Source organism: Xanthomonas sp. 3498, assembly GCF_014199795.1.
Taxonomy (GTDB): Bacteria; Pseudomonadota; Gammaproteobacteria; order Xanthomonadales; family Xanthomonadaceae; genus Xanthomonas_A; species Xanthomonas_A rydalmerensis.
On sequence record NZ_JACHOH010000009.1, the window covers coordinates 58142 to 84406 of the forward strand.

General features: G+C 69.9%; 21 protein-coding genes. 4 read left to right on the forward strand and 17 right to left on the reverse strand.

The genetic code is table 11. The features are described 5' to 3' along the window. Positions 1-54 precede the first annotated feature (54 nt). The 3 genes from amt to glnA form a co-directional block, all read right to left on the reverse strand. Positions 55-1494, reverse strand: a complete 1440-nt coding sequence (gene amt / locus GGR66_RS20055) for an ammonium transporter (RefSeq protein WP_184450213.1) — start codon at positions 1492-1494, stop codon at positions 55-57. Between the two features lie 19 nt (positions 1495-1513). After that, positions 1514-1852, reverse strand: coding sequence for a P-II family nitrogen regulator (locus GGR66_RS20060; RefSeq protein WP_160962503.1), 339 nt, complete (start codon positions 1850-1852; stop codon positions 1514-1516). A gap of 325 nt (positions 1853-2177) precedes the next feature. Then, positions 2178-3587, reverse strand: a complete 1410-nt coding sequence (glnA, locus tag GGR66_RS20065; RefSeq protein ID WP_160964690.1) for a type I glutamate--ammonia ligase — start codon at positions 3585-3587, stop codon at positions 2178-2180. A 225-nt stretch (positions 3588-3812) separates the two neighbouring features. Here glnA and GGR66_RS20070 point away from each other — a divergent pair, with 225 nt between their 5' ends. Beyond that, positions 3813-4604 (forward strand): undecaprenyl-diphosphate phosphatase, encoded by a 792-nt coding sequence (locus GGR66_RS20070; protein WP_048491647.1) that lies wholly within the window; start codon positions 3813-3815, stop codon positions 4602-4604. A gap of 402 nt (positions 4605-5006) precedes the next feature. Here the strand turns inward: GGR66_RS20070 and GGR66_RS20075 are convergent, their stop codons facing one another. From GGR66_RS20075 to GGR66_RS20115, 9 genes are all read right to left on the reverse strand, one after another. Beyond that, a complete protein-coding gene (locus GGR66_RS20075; RefSeq protein ID WP_184450215.1) occupies positions 5007-5618 on the reverse strand; it encodes a YbhB/YbcL family Raf kinase inhibitor-like protein in 612 nt (203 codons plus the stop codon). Between the two features lie 20 nt (positions 5619-5638). Next, positions 5639-7714, reverse strand: a complete 2076-nt coding sequence (locus tag GGR66_RS20080; RefSeq protein ID WP_184450217.1) for a tetratricopeptide repeat protein — start codon at positions 7712-7714, stop codon at positions 5639-5641. Positions 7715-8017: 303 nt separating this feature from the next. Then, positions 8018-9010 carry an alpha/beta fold hydrolase gene (locus tag GGR66_RS20085; protein ID WP_160964696.1) on the reverse strand — a complete coding sequence of 331 codons (993 nt, stop codon included), beginning with the start codon at positions 9008-9010 and terminating at the stop codon, positions 8018-8020. Between the two features lie 67 nt (positions 9011-9077). Beyond that, positions 9078-9872, reverse strand: a complete 795-nt coding sequence (locus tag GGR66_RS20090; protein WP_160964698.1) for a lysophospholipid acyltransferase family protein — start codon at positions 9870-9872, stop codon at positions 9078-9080. A 113-nt stretch (positions 9873-9985) separates the two neighbouring features. Beyond that, positions 9986-10405: a hotdog fold thioesterase gene (locus GGR66_RS20095; RefSeq protein ID WP_160964700.1), complete on the reverse strand. Its 420-nt coding sequence runs from the start codon at positions 10403-10405 to the stop codon at positions 9986-9988. Between the two features lie 175 nt (positions 10406-10580). Continuing rightward, positions 10581-12575: a phospholipase D family protein gene (locus tag GGR66_RS20100; protein WP_184450276.1), complete on the reverse strand. Its 1995-nt coding sequence runs from the start codon at positions 12573-12575 to the stop codon at positions 10581-10583. 11 nt (positions 12576-12586) lie between these two features. Beyond that, positions 12587-13117, reverse strand: coding sequence for a YceI family protein (locus GGR66_RS20105; protein ID WP_317844299.1), 531 nt, complete (start codon positions 13115-13117; stop codon positions 12587-12589). A 92-nt stretch (positions 13118-13209) separates the two neighbouring features. Beyond that, complete coding sequence (locus GGR66_RS20110) at positions 13210-13686, reverse strand: histidine phosphatase family protein (RefSeq protein ID WP_010340932.1); 477 nt, start codon at positions 13684-13686, stop codon at positions 13210-13212. 15 nt (positions 13687-13701) lie between these two features. Next, positions 13702-14334, reverse strand: coding sequence for a ParA family protein (locus GGR66_RS20115; RefSeq protein ID WP_017913046.1), 633 nt, complete (start codon positions 14332-14334; stop codon positions 13702-13704). Positions 14335-14461: 127 nt separating this feature from the next. On the opposite strand from GGR66_RS20115, the gene GGR66_RS20120 reads away from it, so the two are divergent. After that, a complete protein-coding gene (locus tag GGR66_RS20120; RefSeq protein ID WP_184450219.1) occupies positions 14462-15955 on the forward strand; it encodes an AAA family ATPase in 1494 nt (497 codons plus the stop codon). Between the two features lie 215 nt (positions 15956-16170). On the opposite strand, the gene GGR66_RS20125 is transcribed toward GGR66_RS20120, so the two are convergent. Then, positions 16171-17085 (reverse strand): AEC family transporter, encoded by a 915-nt coding sequence (locus GGR66_RS20125; protein WP_184450221.1) that lies wholly within the window; start codon positions 17083-17085, stop codon positions 16171-16173. A 662-nt stretch (positions 17086-17747) separates the two neighbouring features. Next, positions 17748-18359 (reverse strand): tetratricopeptide repeat protein, encoded by a 612-nt coding sequence (locus tag GGR66_RS20130; protein ID WP_184450278.1) that lies wholly within the window; start codon positions 18357-18359, stop codon positions 17748-17750. A gap of 190 nt (positions 18360-18549) precedes the next feature. Between GGR66_RS20130 and GGR66_RS20135 the strand changes: the two genes are divergently transcribed. Beyond that, positions 18550-22272 (forward strand): indolepyruvate ferredoxin oxidoreductase family protein, encoded by a 3723-nt coding sequence (locus tag GGR66_RS20135; protein WP_184450223.1) that lies wholly within the window; start codon positions 18550-18552, stop codon positions 22270-22272. Positions 22273-22548: 276 nt separating this feature from the next. Further along, entirely contained in the window at positions 22549-23172 is a 624-nt protein-coding gene (locus tag GGR66_RS20140; protein WP_326521089.1) for a hypothetical protein, read from the forward strand. Between the two features lie 309 nt (positions 23173-23481). Here GGR66_RS20140 and GGR66_RS20145 read toward each other — a convergent pair whose 3' ends face one another. From GGR66_RS20145 to GGR66_RS20155, 3 genes are all read right to left on the reverse strand, one after another. Further along, positions 23482-24264 (reverse strand): hypothetical protein, encoded by a 783-nt coding sequence (locus GGR66_RS20145; RefSeq protein WP_160964708.1) that lies wholly within the window; start codon positions 24262-24264, stop codon positions 23482-23484. Positions 24265-24749: 485 nt separating this feature from the next. Then, the gene (locus GGR66_RS20150; protein ID WP_184450225.1) at positions 24750-25352 is read right to left on the reverse strand and encodes a DUF938 domain-containing protein; all 603 of its coding nucleotides are present in this window, start codon (positions 25350-25352) and stop codon (positions 24750-24752) included. A gap of 73 nt (positions 25353-25425) precedes the next feature. After that, positions 25426-26247 carry an NYN domain-containing protein gene (locus tag GGR66_RS20155; protein ID WP_184450227.1) on the reverse strand — a complete coding sequence of 274 codons (822 nt, stop codon included), beginning with the start codon at positions 26245-26247 and terminating at the stop codon, positions 25426-25428. Positions 26248-26265 lie beyond the last annotated feature (18 nt).

Below are 26265 nucleotides of genomic sequence, written 5' to 3' on the forward strand. Positions count from 1 at the left end.
CCGGCCGCACGCACTGCGACAAGGCCCGCGACCGCCGTCGCGGGCCGGCGAACCTCAGGACTCGTAGGCCGATTCGCCATGCGAGGTGATGTCCAGACCCTCGCGCTCGGCGTCTTCCGGCACGCGCAGACCGATCACCAGCTTGGCGATCAGGAAGCCGACCACCGAGACCACGCCGATCCAGCCGACGGTGATCAGCACGCCTTCGGCCTGCACCAGCACCTGGTGGCCCATGGTCACGCCCTCGGCGTAGCCCATGCCGCCCAGCGCCTTGTCGGTGAACACGCCGGTGAGGATCGCGCCGACGATGCCGCCGACGCCGTGCACGCCGAACACGTCCAGGGTGTCGTCGGCATTGAGCAGCTTCTTCAGCCCGGTCACGCCCCACACGCAGATCACGCCGGCGGCCACGCCGATCGCGATGGCGCCGAACGGCCCCACGGTACCGGCGGCCGGGGTGATGCCGACCAGGCCGGCGACCATGCCCGAGGCCACGCCCAGCGCCGAGGACTTGCCCTTGACCACCTTCTCCGTCAGCGACCACGCCAGCACCGCCGCGGCGGTGGCCAGCAGGGTGTTGAGGAAGGCCAGCGCCGCGGTGGCGTTGGCTTCCAGCGCCGAGCCGGCGTTGAAGCCGAACCAGCCCACCCACAGCAGCGAGGCGCCGACGAAGGTCAGGGTCACGTTGTGCGGCTTCAGCGCGGTGTGGCCGAAGCCCAGGCGCTTGCCGACGAAGTAGGAACCGACCAGGCCGGCCACGCCGGCGTTGATGTGGACCACGGTGCCGCCAGCGAAATCCAGTGCGCCCTTGCCGAACAGGAAGCCCGGGGCCGACCACACCATGTGCGCCAGCGGCAGATAGCCGAAGGTGAACCAGATGACCACGAACAGCAGCACCGCGGCGAACTTCACCCGCTCGGCGAAGGCGCCGACGATCAGCGCGCCGGTGATGCCGGCGAAGGTCAGCTGGAAGGCGACGAACACGTACTCCGGCAGCTTGAAGCCCTTGGAGAAGGTATCGGCCAGCGTGGTGGTGTCGACGCCGGCGAGCAGCGCCTTGTGCAGCGTGCCGATGAACGGACCGCCGTCGGCGAACGCCAGGCTATAGCCGTACACCACCCACAGCACCGCGATCAGCGAGAACACCACGCCGACCTGGATCAGCACCGACAGCACGTTCTTGGCGCGGACCATGCCGCCGTAGAACAACGCCAGGCCGGGCACCACCATCAGCAGCACCAGCAGCGTGGACGTGAGCATCCAGGCGACGTCGCCCTTGTCCACCACCGGCGCGGCCGCAGCCGGTGCCGGCGCGGCGGCCGGCGCGGGCGGCGGCGTCAGTTGTTCGGTGACCACATCCGGCGTCGGCGCCGGGCTGACTTCGGCCTGGGCGAAGGCGTTGCCGGGCACGCCGACCGCCATCGCGCTGACCAGCATCAGCATGCATACCGCGTAGAACCGGGCCTTCCACCCGGCGAACAGACCTGTCTTCATGAAGGGCTCCAAGGTGGGGTTAGAGCGCATCGGCGCCGATTTCGCCGGTACGGATGCGGATGACCTGTTCGATCGCGGTGACGAAGATCTTGCCGTCGCCGATCTTGCCGGTGCCGGCCGCGCCCTGGATCGCCTCGACCACGGCGTCCAGACGCTCGTCGGTCACCACGGTCTCGATCTTGATCTTGGGCAGGAAGTCGACGACGTATTCGGCACCGCGATACAACTCGGTGTGGCCCTTCTGCCGACCGAAGCCCTTGACCTCGGTGACGGTGATGCCGGACACCCCAGCCTGCGACAAGGCCTCGCGGACCTCGTCGAGCTTGAATGGCCGGATGATGGCGGTGATCAGTTTCATGCGCATACCCCGTTGGTGGAAGGAACCGGCCGCCGAAGGCCGACCGGCACTGGGCCCATCGACCGCGCCGCGAACGGCGCGGGTGCTGCTGCGCGATGCGTTCCGTGGATCACGCCGTGGCCCACCGCACCCGAGGTGCGGCGGCGACGGCGACGTGGGAGGGAACGTGGCCCACGGCACGCAAGCGCTCTGTTGCGCGGTACATCCCCTGGAAAATCGATGACGCGATGGCGGGCGCGGACCACCGGCGCGGCTCCCCAGCCGGGCAGGTGGCGGCGATGGCGAAGGAGGGAGGGGAAGCCTTCGCCATCGCCGCGCGTGGAACTCAGTTGGCGTAGTACAGCTGGTATTCCAGCGGGTGCGTGGCCGCGCGGAACTTGGTCACTTCCTGCATCTTCAGCGCGATGTAGCCGTCGATGAAGTCGTCGCTGAACACGCCGCCGGCCTTGAGGAACTCACGGTCGGCATCCAGCGCTTCCAGCGCCTGGTCGAGGCTGGAGCACACCTGCGGGATCTGCTTCTCCTCTTCCGGCGGCAGGTCGTACAGATCCTTGTCGCTGGGCGCGCCCGGGTCGATCTGGTTCTTGATGCCGTCCAGGCCGGCCATCATCAGCGCGGCGAAGGTCAGGTAGCCGGACTGCAGCGGATCCGGGAAGCGGATCTCGATGCGGCGCGCCTTCGGGTTGGACACCCACGGAATGCGGCACGAGGCCGAACGGTTGCGCGCCGAGTAGGCCAGCATCACCGGCGCCTCGAAGCCCGGCACCAGGCGCTTGTAGCTGTTGGTACCGGAGTTGGTGAAGGCGTTGATCGCCTTGGCGTGCTTGAAGATGCCGCCGATGTACCACAGCGCCATCTGCGACAGGCCGCCGTAGCCGTCGCCGGAGAACAGGTTGGTGCCGCCCTTGGCCAGCGACTGGTGCACGTGCATGCCCGAGCCGTTGTCGCCGACGATCGGCTTGGGCATGAAGGTCGCGGTCTTGCCGTTGCGGTAGGCGACGTTCTTGATGATGTACTTCATCATCATCAGCTCGTCGGCCTTCTTCACCAGCGAGTTGAACTTGGTGCCGATCTCGCACTGGCCGGCGGTGGCCACTTCGTGGTGGTGCACTTCGACTTCGATGCCGACCTGCTCCAGGGTCTTGCACATCTCGGCGCGCAGGTCCTGCAGCGAGTCGGTCGGCGGCACCGGGAAGTAGCCGCCCTTGACCGCCGGGCGGTAGCCGCTGTTGCCGCCTTCGATCTTGCTGCCGCTGCTCCAGGCCGCCTCTTCCGAGTCGATCTTGAAGAAGGTGTGGCCCATTTCGTTGCCGAAGCGCACGCCGTCGAAGATGAAGAATTCCGGCTCCGGGCCGAAGAACGCCTGGTCGGCGATGCCGCTGGACTTCAGGTAGGCCTCGGCGCGCTTGGCCACGCCGCGCGGGTCGCGGCCGTAGCTCTGCATGGTGGCCGGGTCGAGGATGTCGCAGGTCAGCACCAGGGTCGGATCGGCCATGAACGGATCGACGAAGGCGGTGTCGGCGTCCGGCAGCAGGACCATGTCCGATTCGTTGATGCCCTTCCAGCCGGCGATCGAGCTGCCGTCGAACATCTTGCCTTCCTCGAACAGCGCCGGCTCGATGATGCTGACCGGGAAGGTGACGTGCTGCTGCACGCCGCGCATGTCGACGAAACGCAGATCGACGAACTCGATCTTGTTGTCCTTGACCAGCTTCTCAATAGTTTCCGCAGACATTCGATGCAACCTCGGGTTGTGAAGGGCGTGGGCAAGTATCAGCAATCGCCATGCCAAGCGTGTGGCACTCACAAGCCTTTGATTCTGCTGAAGCATGCACGCGAACGATGCAAATGCACTGCACTGCAGTGGTGCATTCACAGCTGAACGCACCAAAATTGTGCGCAAGGCGGATGCTCTATCCTTGCGCAGCTTCCCCTCCCCCAAAACGCGACCCTCCCCTCCATGAGCGATCTGTTGTCGGCCCTGCTGCTGGGCATCATCGAAGGCCTGACCGAATTCCTGCCCATCTCCAGCACCGGGCACCTGTTGATCGCCGAGCGCTGGCTCGGCCACCGTTCGGACTTCTTCAACATCGTGATCCAGGCCGGCGCGATCCTGGCCACCACCCTGGTGTTCCGGCAGCGCCTGTGGGACCTGGCCACCGGCCTGGGCGACCGCGCCAACCGCGACTATGCGTTCAAGCTGGGCGCCGCCTTCCTGGTGACCGCGGTGGTCGGCCTGGTGGTGCGCAAGGCCGGCTGGCAGCTACCGGACAGCGTGGAGCCGGTGGCCTGGGCGCTGGTGATCGGCGGCGTGTGGATGCTGGTGGCCGAGTACTTCGCCGCGCGTCTGCCCGAGCGCGAGACGGTGACCTGGACGGTGGCCATCGCGGTCGGCCTGGCGCAGGTGGTGGCCGGCGTGTTCCCCGGCACCTCGCGGTCGGCGGCGACGATCTTCCTGGCGATGCTGCTGGGCCTGAGCAAGCGCTCGGCCGCGGCCGAGTTCGCTTTCCTGGTCGGCATCCCGACCATGTTCGCGGCCAGCGCCTACTCGTTCCTGGAGCTGTACAAGGACGGCGGGCTGGGCAGCGAGAACTGGGGCGACGTGGCGCTGGCCTTCGTCGCCTCGATGGTCACCGGCTTCGTGGTGGTGAAGTGGCTGCTGGGCTATATCAAGTCGCACCGCTTCACCGCGTTCGCGGTGTACCGCATCGTGCTGGGCACGGCTCTGCTGCTGTGGTTGCCGGCGGCGTAGAGGCTGGGTCGGCGAGGCGCTACGCGCCCCGTACCCTCACCCCAACCCCTCTCCCGGCGGGAGAGGGGCTTTGCGTCTCCCTTCTCCCACCGGGACCATGGCCCCCTTTTCGGGGGAAGGTGCCCCGCAGGGGCGGATGAGGGCACGGGCGTAGCCTCGCAGTGACAGATCAATGCAGGCGCTTCGCGCGCCGGACCCTCACCCCAACCCCTCTCCCGAGGGGAGAGGGGCTTTGGCGTCTCCCTTCTCCCACCGGGACCATGGCCCCCTTTTCGGGGGAAGGTGCCCCGCAGGGGCGGATGAGGGTACGGGCGTAGCCTCGCAGTGACAGATCCATGCAGGCGCTTAGCGCGCCGGACCCTCACCCCAACCCCTCTCCCGGCGAGAGAGGGGCTTTGCGGCTTACTTCGCCGCTGGATTGAGGCTGTAGGTGCCGTGCAGGCTGGCTTCGGCCAGCACATGGCCCTGCATGGCGCGCAGGGCGTCGGCGGCGGTGAAGCGCGCCGGGACGTCCAGCCGCGCCACGTCCAGGGCGAACAGGCGGAAGAAGTAGCGGTGCACGCGCCGGTCGTTGGCCGGCGGGTACGGGCCATCGTAGCCGTAGTAGTCCCCACCCATCGCCGCGTCGCCGGCGAACCAGTCGGTGTAGCTGTTCAGTCCCTGGCGCGCGCCCGCCAGGCCGGGCGGTTGCTGCTTGCCCTTGGCCACCACGCCGTCGCTGGCGCTGCCCTCGGCAATTTCACGCAGGTCGGCCGGCAGGTCCACCGCCACCCAATGCACGAATTCGGTGCGCGGCTGCTCGACCGGGATCTGCACGTCGTCGCGGCCGACCATCTCGGCCACGGTCGGCACGTCCGGATCGACGCACAGCAGCACGAAGGACTGGGTGCCGGCCGGCACCGCGTCCCAGGCCAGGTGGGGATTGCGGTTGCCGCCGAAGCCGTCGGCCTGGCCCATCGCGTAGGTCGCGGCGATGGGCTGACCCGGCTGCAGGCTGTCACTGCGAAGACGCATGCGAAGAACTCCTTGGGGGATCAGGTTTCAGGGTAGCCAAGGCGGACCGCGACCGGCGTCAGCAGCGCGAACGCGGCGGCCAGCGGTGCGGCGTAGGCACGCCAGTGGCCGGCGTCCAGGCGCGGCGGGCCGACCGAGGCAATGGCCGGGAACGGTACGCCGAACGCATCCTGCAGCGCCGCCGCCACCCCGGCCGGATCGTGCTCGGTCCCGTCCAGACGCACCAGATGGTGCGGATACAGATCCTGTTCGTGCAGGTCGGCGACCTGCGCCAGCACCGCCGCCAGCCACTGCGCACCGGTCTCCGGCGAGGCCAGGCCCAGCGGGGCCGGGGCGCCGTTGGCCAGCCAGTCCAGCAGCATGTCGCGCGGATCGCGCAGCACGATCAGCAGGCGCCCTTCCGGCAGGTGCGGGCGCAGCGCGCGCAGCAGCGCGTTGTCCCACCACAGCAGCCAGTCGACGATGTTGCCGTCGCCGACGCCGCGCGCCGGCAGCTGCGCGCGCCACTCGGCGACCAGCGCCGCACCGTCGAGGGCGCCGCTGTCCAGTTCCTCGACGCTGCGGAAGCGCTGCAGGCCGTCGGTCGGCGGCTGCGGGCCGAAGCGGTCGCCGCGCAGCACCGGGCTGGCCGCGTCGATCACCGCGATCACCCGCTCCACGCCGCTGCCCGGCGCACCCCAGACGAACAGCGGGCGCGCCTGGTTCTGCGGGTCGACCGCGCCCAGCGGCGGCCACTGCGCCGGGGCCTGGCCCAACGGCGGCAGCGGCAGCCGGTGCGGCAGTTGTTCCTGCTGGAAGGCCAGCCAGGTCGCCAGCGCCTCCTCCGGGCGCCCGGCCGCATCCTGCACCGCCGCGAGCCACGGCCGCACCACGGTGCGGTCGCGTTCGGGCAGGCGCTGCATCAGGCCGCGCACGTGGTCGATGGCGGCATCGTGCTCGCCGCGCTCCAGCAGCGCCTCGACCAGGCGTTCCTCGCCGCTGAGCCGGCCCGGTTCCAGCGCCACGATGCGCTGCGCCACGGCCTCGCCCTGGTCGCGCTCGCCGGCCATGTCGTGCACGCGCAGCTGCGCTTCCAGCGCCGGCACGTGCGCCGGCATCGCCGCCTGCCAGCGCGCGATCAGCGCGCGCGCCTCGGGGCCGCCCACCGGCTCCAGGGCCAGCCGCGCCAGCCACAGGTCGTGGGCGTCGGTGGTGGTGGCCAGCGCCGCTTCCAGGGTGGCGCGGGCATCGTCGAGCGTGCCCAGCCGCTGCCAGGCGATCAGCGCGGCGTGCAGGGTACGGCGGTCGGCCGGTGCCACTGCCAGGGTCCGGCGCAGATGCTCCAGCGCCTCGGCCGGGCGGTCGGCCTGCAAGGCGTACTCGCCGGCCAGACGGCGCATGTTGGCGGTGTCGCCGGCCGGAGCGGCCAGCACCGCTTCCAGCGCGGTGATCGCATCGTCCAGGCGGCCCTGGCGGTAGGCCAGCTGCGCGACCAGCGCCATCATCGCCGCACTGGTGCCCGGGGTGAGCGCGGCGACGCGGCGGAACGCGGTCTCGGCGAACGCGAAATGCTGCTTGTCCAGGTAGGCGAAGCCCAGCGCGTAGAGCAGGCGCGGATCGTCCGGCAGCGCATTGCTGGCGCGCGAGAGCAGCGCCAGCGCGCGGTCGGCGTCGCCGCGACGCAGCGCCAGCATGCCGTCCACGCCGAGCAACTGCGGATGCTCCGGCTGCAGGCGCGCGGCGGTGCGGCTCAGCCGCTCCACTTCGTCCAGGTCGCCGCGGCCCAGCGCCAGGTGCGCGCGCATCACGTAGGCGAGGAATTCGTTGGGATCCAGCGCCGCGGTCTGCGCCAGCGCGTGCTCGGCCTGGGCCAGGTCGTTGGCGCTGACCAGCATGCCGGCATGCAGCAGGTGCAGGCTGGCGTCTTCCGGCGCCAGCGCGATCGCGCGGCCGATGCTGTCCAGGGCGGCGGCGGTGTCGCCATGCTGCTGTTGCGCCAGCGCCAGCCAGCGGAGAGCCTGCGGGTCGTCGCCGGCCTCGGCGGCCCAGGTCTGGGCGAGACGCAGCGCGTCGGCGGTGTCCTGGCGGCGCAGGGCGTCGAGAATGGGCTGGTGCATGTGGGTCCGGCTTTCGGGGCAAACCCGCATTGTAGCGGGAGCGCCCGGCGGCCCTGCGGTGACGCCTACGGGTGCGCCGGACCGGTTGCGGGTCGATCGCGTAGCGAGGTGCTGCGCGCAGGAAGGCACCACGATCGGCGACGCGCACGGCGCATGGCCTGCGCGCTGCCAAGCATGCGGCACCAGACCCTCGCGCCGCCGTGCATCCGCACTCTGGCGCACGCCTGCCCGCCCGAAACGCCGCTCCAAGACCACCGCGGAGGAGCGAATAAGCTCACCCGCCAGGCGATCCCGTGACGCTGGCTAGGCTTCCACCAGCCCCTCGGTCAGCCGCTCGGCCACCCAGCGTTCGGCGAAGCCGTCGCCGCGCGCGTTCTCGATGAAGCCGCAATGCCCGCCCCAGTGCGCGATCTCCAGCCGGGCGACCTCAGGCAGGCGCCAGTTGCGGAAGTCGTCCAGCGGGATCACCGGATCGTCCTCGGCCATCAGGATGTCGGCCGGCACGCTCAGCCCGAGCAGGCGCTCGCCGGCGATGCAGTAACTGTCGAAGTAGGCATCCAGGCTGGCGAAGCCGGCATGACGCTCGGCCAGCCAGGCCATCAGGCCGCGCATGTCCAGCGCCAGGGTGGCGTCGTCGTAGCCGTGGCGGTCGGGGAACAGTTCGCGCTTGCGCAGCAGCGATTCCCGCCACTTGCGGCGGAAATACCAGTCGTAGAACTGCGGGCCGTTCTCGATGCGCTGCATGGTGGTGGCCGGGTCCAGCAACGGACACACCGCGGCCACGTGCTGCAGTGGCAGCCCCGCCGCCGGCGCGCGTAGCGCCAGGCGCAGGGCGAAGTTGCCGCCCAGCGAGTAGCCGGCCGCGAGCAGGGTCGGCGCGGGGAAGCGCTGCCACAGGTCGCAGGCGGCGTTGACCACTTCGTCCAGGCGCTCGGAGTGGAACAGGTCCACGTTGAGGTGGTGGGTGCCGCCGTGGTCGCGGAAGTTGAGCCGGAACACCTGGTAGCCGAGCGCCAGCATCTTCGCCGCGGTCAGGCGCATGTAGCTGGAATCGGCGCTGCCTTCCCAGCCGTGCAGCAGCAGCACGGTGCCACGCGGCGCGGCGCCGGCCGGCACGCTCAGCCAGCCCTGCAGGCGCACGCCGTCGCCGCCGTCGAGGATGTGCGAGGTGGTGGTGGCGCCGCTAGCGGCGAGCAGCTGCTCGCCACGGCGCACGCGCAGCAGGCTGGAACCCAGTACCGATTGGACGTGCGGGTTGCGCAGCCAGCGTGGGGGGGAGTAATCGGTCGCGTTCATGGGGAGCGAGCTTGCACCCGCCGACTGGAGTAATCGGTCAGGCGGTGTGCGACCGGTATCCCGGTGTTCAGGGTTGTGCCATCGCCGTGACGATACGCGCGCGCGAGATCTCGGCGATGCGCCGGCGCCCTTCCACGTCCTGCAGCCGGATCGGCTCCAGGAAATGCACCTCGGCCACCCGCGCCGGCTCGCCGAGCAGGCGCAGGAAGTTGGCGAAGAAGCTCTCGTGCGGTCCGAACGCGACGATCTGCTGCGCCTCACCGCCGGCGCCGTAGCGCAGGGCCACCGGCTGCACCGCGACCTCGGCCTCGACCGCGGCCTGGAAGATGCGCGCATGGAACGGCCCGACGTCCTGGCCGCCGCGGGTGCGCCCTTCCGGGAACACGCCGACCGAGCATCCGGAGCGCAGCCGCTCCAGCATCGCCTGCAACACCCCGCCCAGCGACTCGGTGCTGCCCCGCTGGTGGAAGATGGTCTGCCCGCGCGCGGCCAGCCAGCCGACCAACGGCCAGCCGGCGATCTCGCGCTTGGCGACGAAGCCCATCATGCGCTGGCTGTGCAGCATCACGATGTCGATCCAGCTGACGTGGTTGGCGACGAACAGCACCGGATTGGGCAGCGGCGCGCCGATGCGGCGCACGCGCAGGCCGAAGATGCGCAGCAGCCAGGTCGACCACCAGCAGACCATGCGGTCGCCGAAAGACTCGGTGCCGGCGCGGCCGGGCGACAGCGCCATGCACACCAGCAGGAACGGCAGCGACAACAGCACGTGCAACGCCAGCAGCGGCACGCGGTAGCCGTAACGGACCCAGCGCAGCGCCCCACCGTATTGGCGCGTGGCGGGTGGGGAGAACTCGCTCATTCGGACAAGGGTACCGGAAGCAGGGGCCTAGCGGACAATTGTGTCAGCCCGAAGACGCCGCCGCAGACACGTCGTCCGCGCCCGCCGAGGCACGGTTCAGCCCGGGACCGGGCTCAGCCGCGGTCGACCACCGCCAGGGTCAATCGCGACACGCACACCGGCTTGCCAGCCGCGTCCTCGATGTGGATTTCCCACACCTGGGTGGTCCGGCCCACGTGCAGCGGCCGGGCGGTGCCGGTGACCACGCCGCTGCGCGCGCTGCGCAGGTGGTTGGCGTTGATCTCCAGGCCCACGCAGATGCGTCCCGGCTCCACGCACAGGTTGCCGGCGGTGCTGCCCAGGCTCTCGGCCAGCACCACCGACGCGCCGCCGTGCAGCAGCCCGTACGGCTGCCGCGTACGCGCATCCACCGGCATCGTCGCCCGCAGCCAGTCCGGCCCGGCCTCGGTGAAGACGATGCCCAGGTGCGCGATCAGGGTGTCGCGGCAATCGGCGTTGAGGACGGCGAGATCGGCAGGTTCGCGAAAGGACATTGGGAGGCCGGGATTGGGGATTGGGGATTGGGGATGAGCAGCCATTCGGCTGCTGAGAAGCCAGGAGCCGCAAGAGCGCATCCCCGGCGCTGACATTATCGCGCCAGGACGAGACATCCGGTCGCAGGGATGCGCTTTTACGAATCCCCAATCCCGACTCCCCAATCCCGGCAACTCAAAGAATCGGCACCAGCCCCGAGCCGAACGCGGTCAACATGCGCACCAGCAGCCACTTGGGGCCGACGTTGACCTCGGGGAAGTCGCCGACCGCGCTATAGCAGCGGTGGAAGCCGGGGTCGCGCCGGGTCAGCGGCGCCGGGCAGTCGGGGCCGGGCTGGAATTCGTAGTCGGTGGCGTAGCGCCATGGCCAGAAGTCCAGCACCGGCAGCGCCTCGGAGACCTTGCCCATGCTGTAGTTCAGGCCCGACAGCACTGGCGGCTTGACCCGCGGCGCCACCACCCAGGAGTTCTCCGGCTCGATGTCGCGGCCGATGCTGGCCGCCAGCGCCTGCGCGAACGCCGGATCGTCGACGATCACCGCGCCCTCGGTGTTGTAGGTCTCGCTGCGCGGGTCGAAGTTGTGGGTGCCGATCACGCCGACGCGGCGGTCCACCACCAGCGACTTGGCATGCAGGCCCATGCGCGCGCCCTCGCGGGTCACCGGCAGCGGCCGGTTGGCGATGCGCCGGCTCAGGTAGGACGGGCGAGTCTCGGTGCGCAGCACGCGGCGCTCGACCTGGCTGCCATCGGCGCGATCGCCGGATGGCCCGCCACTGCCGCTGCCGAGCAGCGAACTGCGCCCAGCGGCGCTGCCGCCCAGCAGGCTGTTGCGCCCGCCGCCGGCATCGCCGCCGCTCTCGCCGCTGGCCGGCGCGGGCGGCAGCTCTCCCTGCAGCGGCGCCGGCAGCAGGTTGGCGTAGTCCACCGGCGCGTCCAGCGGGAACGGCTTGTACTCGTAGATGTCGAAGCCCAGCTCGCGCAGGTTGCGGCGCTTGTACTTGTAGGACAACGCGTACACCACCGGGTTGTCGGTGGCCGCCAGGCTGTTGGTGGCCACCACCACGCGCGGCGGCGGGGTGCGCTTGCGCAGGTCGCGGAAGATCTCCTGCGCCGGGTCCGACAGCACCAGGTACGGCGTCTGCAGGATGATCTCCTCGCGCGCCTCGGCGATCAGCCGGTCGAGCTTGGGCGCGGTGGAGATGGCCTTGGGGCCGTGTTCGCGGCGGTGCTTCTGCGGCAGGTCGGCGACATAGTCCACATGCCTGACCGGCAACGCCGGCAGCACGAAGGCGTTCTCCACGAAAGCCGGATCGGACGCCTCCTCGCTGACCCGCTGCACCCGCTCCGGGCGCAGGAACCGCGCCGGCGGCATCGCCGGCACGCCCTCGCGCAGCAGCAGCTTGCCGACGTCGTTGAGCCGCGCCACCGGCACGCTGCGCCGGGCCGCCCAATAGGCGTCGAAGTTGGCGGCCATCGACCGCGCCACCGGGCCGGCGACCAGCACGTCGCGGTCGCGGAAGTTGTACTCGGCGTCCCAGTCGAAATAGTCGTCCTGGTAGTTGCGCCCGCCGACCACGCCGATCGCATCGTCGATCACCAGCAGCTTGTTGTGCATGCGCTGGTTGAAGCGGCGGAAGCAGCACAGCACGCTGGCGGCGTAGTGGAAATAGTTGGGCTTGGCCAGGCCGAAGGTGGGGTTGTAGATGCGCAGCGAGAAGTTCTCGTGCGCGCCGGCCAGCGCGCCGAGGATCTGCAGGTCGGAGATCGCCGAGAGCTGGTCGATCAGCACCCGCACCTGCACGCCGCGCCGCGCCGCGGCCAGCAATTCGTCCATCACCAGCCGCGCGCTGTCGTCCTTGTCGAAGATGTAGGTCTGCAGGTCGATGCTGCGGCTGGCGCTGCGGATCAGGTTGACCCGCGCCACCAAGGCCTCTTCGCCGTGGTCGAGGATGGTGGCGTAGTGGCGCGGGGCGGCGTCGCCGGATTGGGCGAAGGCCTTGCCGGCCAGCCCGCGCAGCGGCGAGGCCAACGCGCAATGGTCGCTGCGCGTGCAATCGACCTGGCGGTCGCGCGCGGCCTCGGCGATCGCCACGGCACGGCCGTGCTGCGCCTGCGACAGGCTCGCGCAGCCACTGCCGAGCAGCAGCGCCACCACCACCAGCACCCGCATCAGCCGCGATGTCACCGAGTTGCCGCCTCGGTCAGGCGTGCGCGCAGCACGAACGTGACCCGGTCGCTCAAGGCCAGGTCCCACTTGTCCATTCCGTAACGTCCACGCAATACCGTACCGCGGCTGATGACATCGCAATCATAGCCTGGACGGGTGCATGCGGCCGGCATGACGGTCAGCGTCTCGGCGTGGCTGACCCCGCGGATGCTCAGCGTGCCGGGGATCGGTCCGCCCTTGCCCAGCACCTGCGGCGAGAACGGCTGCGAGTCGAAGGACACGGTCGGGTAGCGCGGCGCGTCGAAGAAATCCTCGCCGCGCATCCAGCCGGTGTAGCGCGGCTTGCCGGGGATTTCCACGTAGGCGGTGAACAGGCGCAGGTGCACCTGGTGGCGGCCATCGGCCAGCACGTGCACGGTGCCCTCGTAGCGCGGGAAGAAGCCTTCGATGCGCTGCCCGAAGCGGGTACGGATCTCGAACCCGAAGCGCGATTGCGCCGGGTCCAGGGCGTACTCGCCGGGCGCCAGCGGCGCAATCGCAGGCACAGACGCCACCTGCGCATGGCCGATGGCGCACAACAGACACAACGGCAGCAGCGCGGCGCACAGCGCCGGCCGCAAGGACCTGCGCAGCGGCCTCAGGGCCACCAGAACGCGGTCAACCGCGCCACGCCCGGCTCGATCGCCGCGTCGTGCGGCACCCCGAGCACGGCGACGCTGGCGGTAGGCATGCCACGGTAGTCGCCGGACTGGCCGCTGTGCATCAGCGCCGCCAGCCGCTCCAGGCCCGGATTGTGACCGACCAGCAACAGCCGCTCGACGTCGCGGTGGCCGTCCAGCAGGTCGGCCAGGGTGCCAGAGGTGGCCTCGTAGATGCGCGGCTCCAAACGCTGCTCGACGTAACCGGTCAACTCCAGCACCGCCTCCAGGGTCTCGCGCGCGCGCCGCGCCGGCGAACACAGCACCCGGTCCGGCACCAGCCGCTGTTCCAGCAGCCAGCGCCCGGCCGCCTCGGCCTCGGCCAGGCCGTGCGGCGACAGCGGCCGGTCGAAATCGGCCTGGCCGGTGTCGGCCGGTTCGGCGTGGGCATGGCGCAGCAGGATCACTTCTCGCAAAACGATGGTCATCGGTCAGGCCTTCTTGAGCCACTTGAGCAACGGTTCCCAGTCCTGCTGATGGTCGCGGACCTGGACGGAGTGGTAATCGAACAGGCTGCGGCCCAGCCCCACCAGCACCACGTAGGCCTGGCTGTCGCGCAGTTGCGCCACCACCGGATAGGGCCATTCGGCGAGCATCTGCAGCGCCTGCTGGGTGGCATTGGTCCAGGGCTTGCTGCGGTTGAGCACCAGCCCGACCGGCAGCTTGCGTTGATGCACCCGCGGCACCTTGGCCAGGGTGTTGAGGAAACCGACGGTGGCCTCGATGTCCAGCGCCGAGGGCATCACCGGCACCACCACCGCGTCGGCCTCGTCGAGGAAATGGGTCAGATCCTCGGCCATGGCGCCGGCGGCGGCGTCGACGATCACCCGCTGCGCGTCGTCCGGCAGCGCCGCGCGCCAGCTACGCTTGCGGCTGGCGTCGATCGGCAGCACCGCGCTGTCCAGGCCGGCGCGGCGTTCGGCCCAGCGGGTCGAGGAGCCTTGCGGATCGGCATCGGCCAGCACCGTGCGCTTGCCCGCCAGCGCATAGGACGCCGCCAGGTGCGTGGCGACGGTGGTCTTGCCCACGCCGCCCTTGGAGCCGGCCACCAGGATCGTCTTCATGCACGCCTCGCTTCCGGGGGAAGAGGCCGCAGCGTACACCGGCCCTCCGTCAGCCGGTAGTCAACGTGCAGCACGCCGGCCGGCGCCGGGCTTGCTATCGTGGCGGCCCCTCTCCCCCACCGACGCCATGAGCGAGCTGCAGGACCTGGTCGCGCTGATCCGCGCCAACACGCCCCTGATCGTGATCGAGACGCAGGAGGAGGCGCGCATCGTCGATCTGTTCCGGCAGGCGCTGATCCAGGTCTGGCGCGCCCTGCACCGCTGGTCGATCACCGAGGGCCTGCGCCGCATCGACCTGGACCGCGAGGACCCGCCGAGCGGGCCGCCGGACGCCAGCGCGGTGCTGCAGGCGATCAAGCAGGCCGATCAGCGCGGCATCTACCTGCTGCTCGACGTCACCCCGTACCTGGGCTACGCCAGCCACCAGCGCCTGCTGCGCGACATCGTCGAGCGCCGCCACTGCCAGCCGCATGTGCTGGTGCTGATCGGCACGCGGATCGAACTGCCGCCCGAACTCGAGGCGCTGGCGACCCGCTTCAATCCGCGCCTGCCCGACGCCAACGCGCTGCTGAAGATGGTGCAGGAGGAGGCGCAGGGCTATGCGCGCGAGTTCGGCGGACGCCGGGTCGAGGTCGACGGCGACGCGGTCAAGCAGATCCTGCGTAACCTGCGCGGGCTCAGCCTGATCGATGCGCGGCGCATCGCCCGGCAACTGATCTACGCCGACGGCGCGCTCACCGCATCCGACCTGCCGCAACTGGCCAAGCTCAAGTTCGAACTGCTCAACCGCAGCGGCCACCTGCAGTACGACAACGACGCCACGCGCTTCGAGGACGTGGCCGGCGCGCGCCGGCTCAAGCAGTGGATCGCGCAGCGCCGCGCGGTATTCGCCGGCACCGCGCCGCCGGGGCTGGACCCGCCCAAGGGCGTGCTGCTGCTCGGCGTGCAGGGCTGCGGCAAGTCGATGCTGGCCAAGGCCACCGCGGCCGGGTTCGGCGTGCCGCTGCTGCGCCTGGACATGGGCGCGCTGTACGCCAAGTACCACGGCGAGACCGAGAAGAACCTGCGCGACGCGCTGGCCGCGGTCGAGCAACTGGCGCCGTGCGTGCTGTGGATGGACGAAATCGAAAAAGGCCTGGCCAGCGGCGGCGAGGACGGCGGCGTGTCGCGACGCGTGCTCGGCACGCTGCTGACCTGGATGGCCGAACGCGGCAATGCCGACGGCAGCGCCGGGGTGTTCATCGTCGCCACCGCCAACCAGGTGCACGAGTTGCCGGCGGAACTGCTGCGCAAGGGCCGCTTCGACGAGATCTTCTTCGTCGACCTGCCCGATGCGCAGGCCCGGGTGGAGCTGTTGCGCCTGCACCTGACCCGGCGGCAGTTGCATGCGGACGCGTTTGCGCTGCCGGCGCTGGCTGCTACCGCGGACGGGTTCTCCGGTGCGGAAATCGAGCAGGCGATCGTCTCCGGGCTGTATGCCGCGCACGCCGAACAGCGACCGCTGGACACCGAGCTGCTGATGCAGGAGATCCGCAATACCCGGCCGCTGTCGGTCCTGATGGCCGAACAGGTGCAGGCGCTGCGCAGCTGGGCCAGTGGACGCACGGTGCCGGCGGATTAGCTGCGGGCGGCGGGCGAGACCAGGCGATGCCGCTGTACGAGGCTGCGCCCGACCCTCACCCCAACCCCTCTCCCGGGGGGAGAGGCTTATGCTTCTCCTTCTCCCCCCGGGAGAAGGTGCCCCGAAGGGGCGGATGAGGGTACGGACGCGCGCGCAATGCAGACCGAGGCGCCGCCTTCAGCCCCGACACCTTGCAGCGAGACACGACATCGCCGCTACCGCAACGCCCCCAGCAACCACGCCCACGTCGGCAAGGTGACCAGCGACAGCAGGATGCCGTAGCCGACCAGGGCGGCGGCCAGGCGCGGCGCCAGGCGATGCGAGATCGCCAGCAGCGCGGCGGTGATCATGGTCGGCATCGCCGATTCCAGCACGTTGGCCTGAAGCGCCTGCCCGCGCAGGCCCAGCGCCCACGACAGCGGCCAGGCCAGGGCCGGCAGCACCAGCAGCTTCAACAGTAGGCCGGCGGCCAGCGGCGCCAGTTCCTCGCGCGGCAGCCGCAACTGGATCGAGAACCCCACCGCCAGCATCACCAGCGGCAACATCGCGTCGGCCAGGTGCTGCAGACCGGAGGCGATCCACGCCGGCGGCTGCGCCGGCATCAGGGTCAGCGCGAACAGCAGCGCCCACAGCGGCGGGAACCGCGCCATGCGCAACATCGTCTGCCGCGGTGACGGCGGTGCCTCGCCGCTGTAGCGCGCCAGCACGTACAGGCCGAAGCTGGACAGCAGCACGAAGGTGCCGAACTGATCGTAGACCACCGCATACGGCAAGGCCGCCTCGCCGAGCAGCGCGCGCACCATCGGGTAGCCGATGAAGCTGGAATTGCCCAGCGCCACGCACAGCAGCAGCACCGCCTGCTGGTCGCGGCGCAGCCGCAACGGCCGGCGCAAGGCCAGCATCGCCAGCGCGCTCACGCCGGTCAGCAGCCAGGGGGTCAGCATCAGCCCGAGCAGTTCCAGGTTGAACTGCAGGCGCGGCACGTAGATCAGCACCGAGGCGGGCAGGCACAGGTACAGCACCACCCCGTTGAGCACCTCGGTGGTGTTGGCCGGCAGGACGCGCTGGCGCGCGAACAGCTTGCCGAGCGCGAGCATGACCAACATCAGGGCGAACGCATCGAAAGCCATCGGCACAGCACGACATCAGCGGGTACGCGGCATCATCGCATGGCATGCGCGCGTGGGCCGTCGAGGCGTCGCGCACAGTGGGCGATCCAGGCCTCGGTGGCGGCCTGGCCACACGCTGGCCGGCAACGACAGGCAGGGATCCGGCGCGAGTAGCCGGAGCAGCGACTCGGGCGGCGACCGACACGTCCCGCACGCGGCATCTTTATGCGGCCGCTGCCGATGCCACGCCGACCTCGCGTCCAACGGCCGGCCGCATGTCCCTGCAGGAGCGATGACGCCGTCTCCAGCGCCATCAACCACGAGACGCGCCATGGAGCGCTGGGCGTGGACATCCATAGATGCAAGCAGCGGCTTCAGCCGCGACCGGCGCCTAACGCGATCTGCATCCTGCGAGCGCCGATGCAGCCACCGAAGCCGCGCCTACCTTGCGCTTCGCGGCAGGCGGGCTCTCCATGCGGGAGTCAACTTTCATGCAGCGGCGACCCGCGAAGCGGCGCGCTTTTCGATGGCGCCATGCGTCGGGACTGAAGTCCCTCCCACACTGCACCCGGCGAACTCGCCGCAAGCCCCTGTGGGAGCGACAACACGTTGCCCTGTACGATCGGCCACGACCAGCGCCAAGGATTGCGCCGGTCGCGCCGCGCTCCTTGCACGCGCGTGTCTCAGGGCCAGGCCGGCGGCGCTGCCTTCCAGGCGGCCTGCACCTCGGCCAGGGTGGCGCGCTCGTCGTCGCGCCAGGTCGGCAGCAACGCGGCGAAATCGGCGCCGGCGCCCCATTTGTCCGGCCAGGTGCGCGCCGCCGCGGCGTACCACTTCACCGCCTCGTCCTTGCGCTGCAACCGCCACAAGGCCAGCGCCAGGGTCGGCGGGAGCCAATCCGGCGCCGCCGGGCGGCCGTTGACCAAGGCGCTCCACTCGCTCAACGCGCGCCCCGGGTCGCCGGCGCGCAGCAGGTCCCACCCGTAGTTCCATTGCACCTGGCGCCGCTGCATGCCGGCGGGCAGTCCATGCAGCGCCGCCTGGTACAGCTGTTCGCCCAATTCGCGGCGGCCGCCGGCCATGGCGATGCCGGCCAGCTGCGCACGCGCCTCGTGGGCGTCGGGATTGCGCTGCACGGTGCTGGCCAGGCGATCGACCAGGGCATCGCCGCTGCCGGCGATGGCGGTCACCGGACGCGTGGTGCTGCGGTCTTCGTCGAAATAGAACTCTTTGGGTGCCGGCAATGCCTGCGCCCGCACGGTGGCCGCGGTGGCCAGACCGATGCAGGCCAGCATCGCGGCCACTGCGTATGTGTATGCCTTCACTGCTGCAATCCCCTGGAGTGATCCCCTCACCCGGGTCCCATCCTACCCCGCCCGCGCCGGCACGGACGAGAACGAGCGCAAAAATCGCCACTGATACAATCGGGGCGATCGCGCGCGGCAGGCGCTGCGCGCCCGCCAGCCTTCCATCTCCGGGCAAGCCATGAACCGCATCGCCGATCCGCGTCCGTCGTCCTCCCTTGCCGCCGCGACCACCGACGGTGTGGATACCGGCTATACGCTGGAAGACAAGTACACCCGCACCGACGGCCGCATCTACCTGTCCGGCGTGCAGGCGCTGGTACGGCTGCCGCTGATGCAGCAACTGCGCGACCGCGCCGCCGGACTGAACACCGGCGGCTTCGTCAGCGGCTACCGTGGCAGCCCGCTGGGCGGTTTCGACCTGGAACTGTGGCGCGCGCGCAAGCATCTGGACGCAGCCAAGGTGGTGTTCAAGCCCGGGCTCAACGAGGATCTGGGCGCGACCATGGTCTGGGGCACGCAGCAGACCAACCTGTTCCCCGGCGCACGCGTAGATGGCGTGTACGCCATGTGGTACGGCAAGGGCCCCGGCGTGGACCGCTGCGGGGACGTGTTCAAGCACGGCAACGCCGCCGGCACCTCGCGCCACGGCGGCGTGCTGGCGCTGGCCGCCGACGACCACGCCTGCCGCAGTTCGACCCTGCCGCACGGCTCGGAGGACGAGTTCGTCAGCGCGATGATGCCGGTGCTCAATCCGGCCGGGGTGCAGGACATCCTCGACATGGGCCTGCTCGGCTGGGCGATGAGCCGCTACACCGGGCGCTGGATCGGCTTCAAGACCATCGCCGAGACGGTGGAATCCTCGGCCTCGGTGGAGGTGGACCCGTTCGCGCGGCAGATCGTGCTGCCGGAGGATTTCGACCTGCCGCCCGGTGGCCTCAACATCCGCTGGCCGGATCCGCCGCTGGACCAGGAAATGCGCCTGCATCGTTATGCCGTGCGTGCGGCGCAGGCCTTCGCCCGCGCCAACGGCATCGACCGCACGGTGATGGACGCGCCGCAGGCGCGGCTGGGCATCGTCACCACCGGCAAGAGCTACCTGGACGTGCTGCAGGCGCTGGAATACCTGGGCCTGGACGCGGACGCCTGCGCGCGCATCGGCATCCGCGTGTACAAGGTCGGCATGACCTGGCCGCTGGAGCCGCTGGGCATCGCCGCGTTCGCGCGCGGGCTGCAGGACATCGTCGTGGTGGAGGAGAAGAAGGCCTTCATCGAGCGGCAGATGAAGGAGCAGTTCTACAACTGGCCGGCCAGCGCCGGCCCGCGCCCGAGCATCGTCGGCAAGTACGACGAGGCCGGCGAATGGATTCTGCCGTCCACCGGCGAGCTGACTCCGGCCACCATCGCCGGGGTGATCGGCAAGCGCATCCTGCGCCTGACCCAGGCCACTGCGCTCGACACCGACTCGATCGAACAGCGGCTGCGCTGGATGGAGGCCAAGGAAGCGGAGATGGCGTTGCCGCGTGCCAACTTCCCGCGCGTGCCGCACTACTGCTCCGGCTGCCCGCACAACACCTCCACGGTGGTGCCGGAGGGCTCGCGCGCGCTCGGCGGCATCGGCTGCCACTACATGGTGACGTGGATGGACCGCGCCACCGACACCTTCACCCACATGGGCGGCGAAGGCGTCACCTGGGCCGGGCAGGCGCCGTTCACCGACACCCCGCACGTATTCCAGAATCTGGGCGACGGCACCTATTTCCACAGCGGCTCGCTGGCGATCCGCCAGTCGATCGCCGCCGGCGTCAACATCACCTACAAGATCCTCTACAACGACGCGGTGGCGATGACCGGCGGGCAGCCGGTGGACGGCACCCTCAGCGTGCCCGACATCGCCCGGCAGATGCGCGCCGAGGGCGTGCACACCATCGCCCTGGTCAGCGACGACATCGGCAAGTGGACGCGCCGCCGCGAGCAGTTCCCCAGCGACGTGGAGTTCCACGACCGCAGCGAACTGGACGCGGTGCAGAGGCGCCTGCGCGAGGTCAAGGGCACCAGCGTGCTGATCTACGACCAGACCTGCGCCACCGAGAAGCGGCGCCGGCGCAAGCGCGGCAAGCTGGCCGATCCGCCCAAGCGCGTGCTGGTCAATTCGCTGGTCTGCGAAGGCTGCGGCGATTGCGGCGAGAAGAGCTTCTGCGTGTCGGTGTTGCCCAAGGAGACCGAATACGGACGCAAGCGCCAGATCGACCAGTCCAGCTGCAACAAGGACTACTCCTGCGTGTCCGGGTTCTGCCCCAGCTTCGTCACCGTGCACGGCGGGCAGCCGCGCAAGGGCCGCAAGGCCGACGCCGCGGCACTGCTCGAACAGCTGCCGGCGCCGACCTTCCGCAGCGACCTGAGCCAGCCCTGGAACATCCTCATCACCGGCGTCGGCGGCACCGGCGTGGTCACCATCGGCGCGTTGCTGGGCATGGCCGGGCACCTGGAGGGCAAGGGCGCCAGCGTGCTCGACCAGACCGGCCTGGCGCAGAAGGGCGGCGCGGTCACCACGCACATCCGCCTGGCGCGGCAGCCGGAGGACCTGCACGCGGTACGCATCGCCGCCGGCGAGGCGGACCTGGTGCTGGGTTGCGACATGGTGGTGGTCAACGACTACTGGGCGCTGTCCAAGGTGCGCGGCGACCGCTCGCAGGTAGTGCTGAACACCTACGAGGCGATGCCCGGCACTTTCACCACGCATGCCGACATGCAGTTCCCCGCTGCCGAGATCATTGCCGGCGTGCGCCTGGCACTGGGCGGGCGCGACCCGCTGCTGCTCGACGCCACGCAGCTGGCCACCGCGCTGCTCGGCGATGCCATCGCCAGCAACCTGTTCATGCTCGGCTACGCCTGGCAGCAAGGCCTGGTGCCGCTGTCGCACGCGGCACTGATGCGCGCGATCGAACTCAACGGCGCAGCCGTGGCGATGAACCAGCAGGCCTTTGCCTGGGGCCGCCTGGCGGCGCTTGATCTGCCGGCGGTACGGCGCGCCGCCGGCCTCACCGATCCTGCCGCGGACGAGCGCGAACGCCACGCCTTGGGCCTGCAGCAGCTGCCGCCGGGCGAGTGGGAAGGCCACGAAGCCGGCGCCAGCGCCGCGCCGCGCAATCCATCCAATCCACGTCCGGCGCGCGAACTGCCGGCTGGCGCCGACAGCAGCGAGGCCGGGTACGCGTCGCTGGACGACAGCCGCCTGTCGCGCTCGCTGCACGAGCTGATCGCACGTCGCCATGCCTTCCTGGTCGACTACCAGGACGCCGCCTACGCCGCGCGCTACACCGCGCTGGTGGAGCGCGTGCGCGCCGCCGAGCAGCGCGTGGCCCCGGCCTCGACCGCGCTCACCGAAGCGGTGGCGCGCTACGCGTTCAAGCTGATGGCCTACAAGGACGAATACGAAGTGGCGCGGCTGTACACCAGCGGCGCGTTCGCGCAGCAGTTGCAGACGCAGTTCGAAGGCGACTACCGCGTGCGCTTCCACCTGGCGCCGCCGCTGCTGGCGAGCAAGGACGAGCAAGGTCGGCTGCGCAAGCGCGAGTACGGTCCGTGGATGTTCACCGCGTTCAAGTGGCTAGCCAAGCTGCGCCGCCTACGTGGCGGCACCTTCGACGTGTTCGGCTACAGCGCCGAGCGGCGCGGCGAACGGCAGTTGATCGTGGACTACGTCGCCACCGTGGACGAACTGCTGCAGCGGCTGCAGGCGGACAACCTGGCGTTGGCGGTGCAGATCGCCAGCATCCCGGAGCACATCCGCGGCTACGGCCACGTCAAGGAAGCGCACCTGCACGAAGCCAAGCAGCGCGAAGCGCGGCTGCTGGCGACCTGGCGCAATCCGAAAGCGCTGCATATCGTGCAGGCGGCCTGAGCGGGAGGCGCAGCGCCGCCACCGTGAGGCGGCGTCGCAGCAGCGGCACCAAAGGCGATTGACGGAACGCGGCGTAGCCCAAGCCGCGCCTGCAACGCTGCCGCGATCCCTGGTGCATCTGCGTCTGCCGTAGGAGCGGCATCGGCCGCGACCTGAATTCCATCAGGACGCAGGCCTGCCGCCTCGCCCATGGTGGCTCGCTGCGGACCGCCACCACCCGAACCTTGCGCGGATCGCCATCGGTCCACGCTCGCACCATCATCGAAGGAGCATCGCGTGAAGCTGGGCAGACTCGCATGTGTGGCGCTGGTGGGCGCCCTTCTGCTTTTCTACCTGCTGGCAGAGCACGCCGGCCCCTGGATCATGCCGCGGTTCATCACGATCCGTGTCGTGGCGGGACCCGATCGGCCACTCTCGGGTGCGAGGATTCGCGTCCTGCAGGACGTGTGGTCGATCCCGTGCCTGAGCTACATGGGGATCTCCGGCGCGAGTTGCGCATCGGGCAAATGGACGGTCTTCCATGGCCGCCTGGATCGCAACGGCGAAGCGCGGGTGTTGGTCTTCCAGGCAGCCGGGCTGCGGGCCGACTCGTATATCGCCTGCATCGATGGGAACCAGTACGAGGGCTACTTCGCGTGCACCGATTGGCCAGAGCAGCAGGACGTGCAGCGTCTCACCCTGGACTACAAGCGCCTGGAGCAGCAACGAACAGGTTGCATGAACGGCTATGGAGAAGAACGGCTGGCGGCTCCGGCCTGGTGGGACGCCGCCTTGAAGGAAGACGCGGAGGCGGAGGCGCAAGCCAAGGCTGAGGCGCAGGCGGATGCGCAGGAGGACGATCCGTTGCAACCGAGGGTTCAAGAACTTCCAGATCGTTCGCCGACGTCGGACAGTCTGTAGGGGTAAGGCCGTAGGAGCGGCTTCAGCCGCGGCCTGCCAGGTCACCAGGCCACGATGCGGCCGATGCAAGCGAATTCCACACGCCAGCAACATGCAATCGGATCCCGGCCGCTCGCGATGGTGTCGATGACGGAAGGGACTGCGCGTCGGGACTCAAGTCCCTCCCACATGGTTGCTTCCGTACACTCCGCATACGACACAGCGGCCCCAGGCAAGCGGCCGCTGTGTCGTATCAAGACGCGATTGGGTCGAGTGCCACTGCCACGTGGCAACTCGACCGAGTGGCATTCAACTCAACGAACGTTGAAATCAGACCCGCGGATCGGGCGGGTTGCCGTGGCCGGGACGATCGTAGCGATCGGAATCGAAGGCTTCGCGCACGGCAGCCTTGGCCTGCGCCCAGCTCAGTCGCGAGCGGTCCTTGACGCGTTCCCAGCCGCTTTCCAGATCCGACTCCAGGCGATCGTCCCAGACGCGATCGCGGTAACGGCTGCGCGCCTGCACGCCGTAGCGGTAGGCCGGGCGGTAGTCGTCGTAGCTGCTGTCGGTCCCACGGTAGTCCACGGTGTCGAAGCGATCGGCGTAGTAGCGGTCGCTGTCCTCGTAGGTGCGGTAGGTGGCATCGGCGCGCTGCCAGGAATCGCGCGCGGCCAGCCGCGCCTCGTCCCACTCCAGGCGCGAGTCGCCACGGCGCGTGCCCCAGTCGTGCGACAGCTCGCGCTCGTGGTCCTCCCAGCTGCGCGACGGATCCTGCTCGCGTGCCTGCAGCCCCAGACCGTAGGCGGCGGCGTAGTCGCGGTCGTAGTCGTAATCGGCCTTGACGTAGTCGCGGTTGCGGTATTCCTCGCGCCAGTAGGCATCCTCGCCGGTGGGGTCGATGCGCTCGGCTACGCCCTTGCCCGCCGCCGCGCCGGCGACTACGCCAACCGCCGCGCCGATCAGGGTGCCGAGCGGGCCGAACACGGTGCCGGCCAGCGCGCCCGCGGCCACACCGCCGGCGGTGCCGCCGATACCGACGCCGACCGGATGCGAGCCCGGGGTACCAGAGATCGGGTCGCGATTGAGATCGCGGGATTCGTCGTTGCTATGCATGGGAACGCTCCGTCGCAGAAGAAAGGTGCCGGCCGTTGCTGGTTTGCAGCGGCTGGTGTCGGCGCACAGTCGCAAGCCGGCGGTGAATCGGCCGTGGCATTGCAGTGAACCCGCCATGAGGGAGACAGTGCGTCTTCGTCACCCGGACGCAACGCATGGGCGTCAGGTCGATGGCCTCAGCGTTGCGGAGCTTGGCAGGCAACGCCCTGCGGCAAGGTGGCAGCGGTCAGTGAAGTGCCACCGTGCAGACACGTGGCGATAACATTGCTGACGCACTCAGATTGGCAGCGTCACTACACTGCATAGCGCCGCGGCGACGTTCGTACTGCCGTACTGTCGCAGCCGTCTTGCACGCATGCCGCGAGGCGTTGCGACAGAGGAAACGAGCGGCGTGCGCACGCCACCATGGATGCGTGACGACACGCGTGTACGACGCACGCTAGCGTTCGCACACCCGCCAGCCGCGCCGTCGCGCTCAGCCGCGCTTAGACGCGCCGCCAGACCAGGCAGCGGTTGTTGGCCGGCATCGCCACGTCCTCCTGCAACGCCAGGCCCTGCGCCTGCGCCAGCGCGTCCACCGCCTCGGCATCGCGAATGCCGCTGGCCGGGTCGCGCGCCTTCAGCCACGCATCGAAGTCGCGATTGCTGTCGCTGGTGAAGGCGCCGCCGTAATTGAACGGACCGTACACCACCAGCATGCCGCCGGCGCTGGTTGCCAGCAGGTGGCCGACGCCAGCGAAGAAGGCCTGCACCGCCTCCCAGCCCATGATGTGCAAGGTGTTGGAAGTGAACACCGCATCGTAGCCGGTGTGGGGCCACGGCCCTTCGCGCACGTCCAGCGCCAGGGGCGGTGGCGTGTTCGGCAGCTCCGCCGACTCCAGCCACTGCGCGATGCCGGGCAGGTGCTCGGCGCGCTCGCTGCATTGCCAGGTCAGCTGCGGCAGCGCCGCGGCGAAGTGCACCGCGTGCTGGCCAGTGCCGCTGCCGATCTCCAGCACGCGGCGGCAGTCGGCGAACTGCCGCTGCAGCACTTGCAGGATCGGATCGCGGTTGCGGTCGCAAGAGGGGGCGTAGGGTCGATCGCTCATCGTGTCGTGTACCTGTCTGCGCTGGGCCATGCCGCGGCGCCACGCAACGGCGCAAGCGGCGGCGACAGCCGGCTTATCCGCGCGAGCGCACGAAGATGCGCTTGCCGCCGCCTTCGTTGCCGCGCTCCTCCAGTTCGAAGTGCGCCGACAGCCGGCGCAGCAGGTCGCTGAGCTTCTTGTGCCCGTACAGGCGCGGATCGAAATCCGGGCGCACCTTGTTCAGATAGCTGCCGACGCTGCCGAGTCCAGCCCAGCCCTGGTCGTCGGAAGCTTCCTCGATGGCCTGGCGCAGCAGCGTCAGCGGCGCCGGCTTGGTCTCGGCCACGGCCGGCGCCGGCTCCGGTTTGGCCGGCGTCGCGGCAGGCTTCTTGCGGCCCTTGGCCGCCGGCTTGGCTGCAGCAGCGGGCTTGGTTGGCTCGGCGGCGCTGGCCTCGCTGCGCAGCACTTCGGTGTAGATGAACTTGTCGCAGGCCTGCACGAACGCGTCCGGGGTCTTGCGCTCGCCGAAGCCGTACACGGTCGGCCCTTCCTCGCGCAGGCGCTGCGCCAGGCGGGTGAAGTCGCTGTCGCTGGAGACCAGGCAGAAGCCGTCGAAGCGGCCGGTGTAGAGCAGGTCCATCGCATCGATGATCAGCGAGCTGTCGGTGGCGTTCTTGCCGCTCGTGTAGGCGAACTGCTGCACCGGGCTGATCGAGTGCTTCAGCAGCGCCTGCTTCCACTGGGTCATGCGCGTGCTGGTGAAATCGCCGTAGATGCGCTTGACGCTGGCCAGGCCATACTTGGCGACCTCGGCGAGCAGGCCTTCGATCACCGACGGCTGCGCGTTGTCGGCGTCGATCAGCACCGCCAGCCGCGGCTGGTCGTCGTCGCTGTCGGAACGATGGCGGGTTTTCATGGCGAAGCACCTGGCAGA